This is a genomic window from Synechococcus sp. WC101, from assembly GCF_047461555.1.
Classification (GTDB): domain Bacteria; phylum Cyanobacteriota; class Cyanobacteriia; order Thermostichales; family Thermostichaceae; genus Thermostichus.
In genome coordinates, this window is sequence record NZ_JANSHG010000161.1 from 1 (window position 1) to 5,334 (window position 5,334).

The following is a 5,334-nucleotide window of genomic DNA, read 5'->3' on the forward strand; positions in this document are numbered from 1 at the left end:
TTACCAATGACCCCAACTCGGCCAACGCCATCAGCAATGCCATCACGGTCAACACCGCCGACGGGCAGGCTTTTGCCATCGATGTGGCCATTGCCCTCAAGCCCAACCTCGCCACTTTGGACGAGCTGCACGCCACCATCGGCGAGAACTATCTTTCGACAGTGGTGGTGCCGGTGGTGCGCTCCAAGATCCGCGATATCTCCGCCTCTTTCGATTCCGAGGATTTCTACCGCAAAAGCCAGCGCACGGCCATCGAACAACGGGCCCTGGACTTGATCCGCCAAGAGATGCCCACCGTCAACCGCGATGGTCAAGCCCTGCCCTTGATCCAGGTAGAAGGCCTCTTCCTGGGCAACCCCGATTTTCCACAAGCTCTGCGAGATTCCATTGAACGCAAACAGGTGGCCTCGATTACGGCACAAACAGCAGCAGTGCGGGCACAAATTCAGCAAAAGGAAACCGAGCGGCTGTTGATCCTGGCGGCAGCCAACCAGCGGGCCATTGAGCTGAAGGGACAAGCAGCAGCGGAAAACGCACAACTGGCGGATCTGTTGTTTTACGAAAAACTCCAGGAGCGCATCCAAAACCCGACGGACTCGCTGCCCCCTCTGCGCATCATCCGCGTCGAGGGGGATGCCACCGTGTTCCTCAACGTGGATCCCCGGCAGGCAGCCCTGCAACAGGCCCGATAGTCAAGCCTGGCCACGCCGTCGGAGCTGCCAGGGCAGGGTGGAACGGTCGGCAGCTTGCTGCGCCTGGGCCACGACGATCACCCCGGCCACCGGGATCCCGGCAGCGACCAAGACCTGCTGCGCCGCTTGGACGGTGGAGCCGGTGGTGTAGATGTCATCCACCAGTAGCACCGGCGTGGCGGGAGCGCGCTTGAGAGCAAAGGCGCCTGCCAAGTTCTGCTGGCGTTGCAGGGGGTTGAGCTCATGTTGGGCCGCTGTGGCCCGCACCCGCACCAGAGCGTCAGGTAAATGTCTTAGACCCGTCCGCTCGCAAAAAGCTTGGCTGATCAAAGCCGCCTGGTTGTAGCCCCGCTGCCGCAGCCGCTCCGCATGCAGAGGGATGGGCACCACCGTATAGTCGTGGCGAGACAGCAGGTCATGGCTTCCCTGGGATCCCGAACGCTTCTGTCGGCTCTCCAGCCAGCGGGATCCCAGCCATTCCCCCAAAACCGCGCCAATGCGCCGCTGTCCTTCATATTTCAGGCAATAGATGGCCCGGCGCAGCGCTCCCCGGTGGATCCCCCAAGCATAAAGCGGCCAAGGCGAAGTGGTGACCGGCCAAGAGTCGAGCCGCTCCGCCTGCAGCCGTCTTTGACAGTCTGGACAAAACACAGCCTTAGCCGGGCGCTGGCAGAGCGGACAAGGGAGCAAAATCCACCAATCCATCCAGCCCATCGCCTTTCGCGAGTTCCTTCTGGTGTGCAGAAGCTCCTCTAGGCTAGCTGAGGGGAACAAGGATGCTGAAATTCTCACTCAGCCAAGCCACCAGCCCAGAAGCTGATCCCTTAAGTTGACGCCGGGATCCCGCCTTGCTAGGATTTACTACTGCCGGATAATTGAGTAGCGATCTTCTCAGCCAACCCATGCCCACCATTCAGCAACTCATTCGCGAAGAGCGCAAGGCTGCTGTTCGCAAGACCAAGGCCCCTGCCCTGAAAGGATGTCCTCAGCGGCGGGGAGTTTGCACCCGAGTGTACACGACAACGCCCAAGAAGCCCAACTCAGCTTTGCGGAAGGTGGCGCGGGTTCGCCTCACCTCTGGCTTTGAAGTTACTGCTTACATCCCCGGCATTGGCCACAACCTACAAGAGCACTCGGTGGTCATGATTCGCGGCGGAAGGGTCAAGGACTTGCCCGGCGTGCGCTATCACATTATTCGGGGCACGCTCGACGCCGCAGGAGTGAAAGACCGCAAGCAAGGCCGCTCCAAATACGGGGCAAAACGGCCTAAGCCCGGCCAAGCCCCAGCCGCCGCTGGCAAGAAGAAATAGTTTCCCTCTGGACGTCATCCTGCCTTCAAGTTCTACAGCTCCTATGTCTCGCCGCAACCGTGCTCCTCGCCGTGACGTGCCTCCAGATCCCAAGTACGGGAGCCGTTTGGTTACCATGCTGATCCACAAGTTGATGATGAGGGGCAAGGCTTCTCTTGCCGCCAGGATCCTCTACGACGCTCTAGAGATTGTGCGAGAGCGCACCGGCCAGGATCCGCTGCCCGTACTGGAAAATGCCGTTCGCAACGCCACCCCCTTGGTGGAGGTGAAAGCGCGGCGGGTGGGCGGCGCCACCTATCAGGTGCCTGTGGAGGTCAGAGCGGAGCGAGGAACCTCATTGGCGCTGCGCTGGCTAGTCACCTTTTCCCGCACCCGTCCAGGCCGCACTATGTCTGCCAAGTTAGCCAATGAGATTATAGATGCGGCCAACGAAACCGGCAACGCCATCCGCCGGCGAGAGGAAGTCCATCGCATGGCCGAAGCCAACAAAGCCTTTGCCCACTACCGCTACTGAACCCCGCTGGCCGAGCAAAGGAGGATGTTGTTGGGATCCCTTCCCATTTGCCGAGAGCTGGGCTGGATCTGGAGGAGAAGGGGCAAAAAAGACTAGAATTGTAAAGGTTTTTTTAGTTTGCCCGAGTCGCAGGGCGACGAGGATTGGGAGGTTAACGTGGCACGCACAGTTCCCCTGGAACGAGTTCGAAATATTGGTATCGCGGCCCACATCGATGCTGGCAAGACCACGACCACAGAACGGATCCTCTTCTATTCCGGTCTGGTGCATAAGCTTGGCGAGGTTCACGAGGGAACCACGGTAACCGACTGGATGGCTCAGGAACGGGAGCGGGGCATCACCATCACGGCCGCGGCCATCACTACCCGTTGGACCAAGCGGGATCCGAAAAACCCCTCCCAACCTCTCGCCGGCGCGCCGGAATACACCATCAACATCATCGACACGCCAGGGCACGTGGACTTCACCATCGAGGTGGAGCGCTCGATGCGGGTGCTGGACGGGGTGATCGCCGTCTTCGACTCGGTAGGGGGCGTGCAGCCGCAGTCGGAAACCGTCTGGCGGCAGGCCAATCGTTACAATGTGCCCCGCATTGCCTTTGTCAACAAAATGGATCGCATGGGGGCCAATTTCCTCAAGGTTTATAACCAGATCCGGGAGCGCCTCAAAGCCAACGCCGTGCCGATCCAACTGCCCATCGGGGCGGAAGACGAGTTCCGCGGCATCGTCGATCTGGTGCGCTTGCAGGCCAATATCTACATGGATGAGATCGGCAAGGACATTCGCCCTGCCCCCATCCCGGAGGAGATGAAGGATCTGGTGGCGGAATACCGGGCCAAGCTGGTAGAAGCAGTGGCCGAGACCGACGAGGCCCTGATGGAGAAGTACTTTGCCGAGGAGGATCTGAGCGAAGCCGACCTAATGGCTGGTCTGCGCAAAGGCACCATTAGCGGCCAAATTGTGCCCATGCTGTGCGGCTCTGCCTTCAAGAACAAGGGTGTGCAGATGCTGCTGGACGCGGTGGTGGACTACCTTCCCTCTCCCATCGATATTCCCGCCATCAAGGGGGTATTGCCGGATGGGTCGGAGGTGTCGCGCAAAGCCAGCGACGATGAGCCCTTCTCCGCCCTGGCCTTCAAGCTGATGAGCGACAAGTACGGAGACCTCACCTTTATCCGCGTTTACTCTGGGGTGCTAACCAAGGGCACCTATGTGCTCAACTCCACCAAGAACAAAAAGGAGCGCATCTCCCGCCTAGTGGTGCTCAAGGCGGACGAGCGTCTGGATGTAGATGAGCTGCGGGCAGGTGATCTGGGGGCTGTGTTGGGCCTGAAAGATACCACCACTGGGGACACCCTCTGCGACGAAAACGCGCCGGTGATCCTGGAGTCCCTATATATCCCCGAGCCGGTAATCTCGGTGGCTGTCGAGCCCAAGACCAAAGCCGATATCGACAAACTCTCCAAAGCGCTGCAGGCCCTGGCCAAGGAGGATCCCACCTTCCGCGTCTCGGTGGATCCGGAGACCAACCAAACCATCATCTCCGGCATGGGCGAGCTCCACCTGGAGATTCTGGTGGATCGCATGCTGCGGGAGTTCAACGTAGAAGCCAACGTGGGCAACCCCCAAGTGGCCTACCGCGAAACCATCCGCAAGCCAGTTAGCCGCGTGGAAGGGAAGTTCATCCGCCAGACTGGCGGCCGCGGCCAGTACGGCCATGTGGTCATCGACCTGGAGCCGGCAGAGCCGGGCACGGGGTTCGAGTTTGTCTCCAAAATTGTGGGTGGTGTCATCCCCAAAGAGTACATTCCGCCTGCCGAGCAAGGGATCCGCGAAGCCTGCGAGTCCGGCGTCTTGGCTGGCTATCCTTTGATCGATATTCGCGTCACGCTGGTGGACGGCTCCTACCACGAGGTGGACTCCAGCGAAATGGCCTTCAAGATCGCCGGCTCGATGGCGTTGAAGGAGGCTGCTCGCAGAGCCAACCCCGTCCTGCTGGAGCCGATGATGAAGGTGGAGGTGGAAGTTCCCGAAGCCTTCGTCGGGGATGTTATCGGAGACATCAACGCCCGTCGCGGCCAGATGGAGGGGATGAGTACAGAGGGCGGCATCTCCAAGGTCAATGCCAAGGTTCCCTTGGCGGAGATGTTTGGATATGCCACCGACATCCGCTCCAAAACCCAAGGGCGGGGCATCTTTACGATGGAGTTCAGCCACTACGAGGAAGTTCCTCGCAGTATTGCCGAAGCCATCATTGCCAAAAGCAAAGGAAGTGGAGTAACCAACTGAAATCAAAAGGAAGTGATGATTCATGGCACGCGCTAAGTTTGAACGTACCAAACCGCACGTCAACGTTGGCACCATTGGCCACGTCGACCACGGCAAGACGACGTTGACCGCCGCCATTACTATGACCCTGGCTGCTCTGGGTCAGGCCACAGCCAAGCGCTATGACGAGATCGACGCGGCGCCAGAGGAGAGAGCCCGCGGTATCACTATCAACACTGCCCACGTGGAGTACCAGACGGAGAAGCGTCACTACGCCCACGTGGACTGCCCCGGCCACGCCGACTACGTGAAAAACATGATCACGGGCGCGGCCCAGATGGATGGGGCCATCCTGGTGGTCTCGGCGGCCGATGGGCCGATGCCGCAGACGCGGGAGCACATCCTGTTGGCCCGTCAGGTGGGGGTACCCAGCTTGGTGGTCTTCCTCAACAAGGTGGACATGGTGGACGACGAGGAGCTGCTGGAGCTGGTGGAGCTGGAGATACGGGAGCTCCTCTCCAAGTACGACTTCCCCGGCGACGAAATCCCC

General features: G+C 60.0%; 6 protein-coding genes. 5 read left to right on the plus strand and 1 reads right to left on the minus strand.

Translation table 11 applies throughout. From position 1 onward, the window contains the following. A partial coding sequence (locus tag NW809_RS10460; protein ID WP_414402076.1) for an SPFH domain-containing protein occupies positions 1-692 on the plus strand: 692 nt, incomplete at its 5' end. Here the strand turns inward: NW809_RS10460 and NW809_RS10465 are convergent. Beyond that, positions 693-1,397 (minus strand): ComF family protein, encoded by a 705-nt coding sequence (locus tag NW809_RS10465; protein ID WP_011430156.1) that lies wholly within the window; start codon positions 1,395-1,397, stop codon positions 693-695. A 197-nt stretch (positions 1,398-1,594) separates the two neighbouring features. Here NW809_RS10465 and rpsL point away from each other — a divergent pair, with 197 nt between their 5' ends. From rpsL to NW809_RS10485, 4 genes are all read left to right on the plus strand, one after another. Continuing rightward, a complete protein-coding gene (gene rpsL, locus NW809_RS10470; protein ID WP_011430157.1) occupies positions 1,595-2,002 on the plus strand; it encodes a 30S ribosomal protein S12 in 408 nt (135 codons plus the stop codon). A 43-nt stretch (positions 2,003-2,045) separates the two neighbouring features. Next, positions 2,046-2,516, plus strand: a complete 471-nt coding sequence (gene rpsG / locus NW809_RS10475) for a 30S ribosomal protein S7 (protein WP_011430158.1) — start codon at positions 2,046-2,048, stop codon at positions 2,514-2,516. A gap of 156 nt (positions 2,517-2,672) precedes the next feature. Beyond that, positions 2,673-4,805: an elongation factor G gene (gene fusA / locus NW809_RS10480; protein WP_011430159.1), complete on the plus strand. Its 2,133-nt coding sequence runs from the start codon at positions 2,673-2,675 to the stop codon at positions 4,803-4,805. A gap of 22 nt (positions 4,806-4,827) precedes the next feature. Then, the coding region (locus NW809_RS10485; RefSeq protein ID WP_414402077.1) for a GTP-binding protein at positions 4,828-5,334 on the plus strand (507 nt) is incomplete at its 3' end.

Bases quoted from the DNA above. Each gene is read 5' to 3' on its own strand.
- rpsG (WP_011430158.1), top strand. From the start codon at position 2,046: ATGTCTCGCCGCAACCGTGCTCCTCGCCGTGACGTGCCTCCAGATCCC.
- rpsL (WP_011430157.1), top strand. From the start codon at position 1,595: ATGCCCACCATTCAGCAACTCATTCGCGAAGAGCGCAAGGCTGCTGTT.
- NW809_RS10465 (WP_011430156.1), bottom strand. From the start codon at position 1,397: ATGGATTGGTGGATTTTGCTCCCTTGTCCGCTCTGCCAGCGCCCGGCT.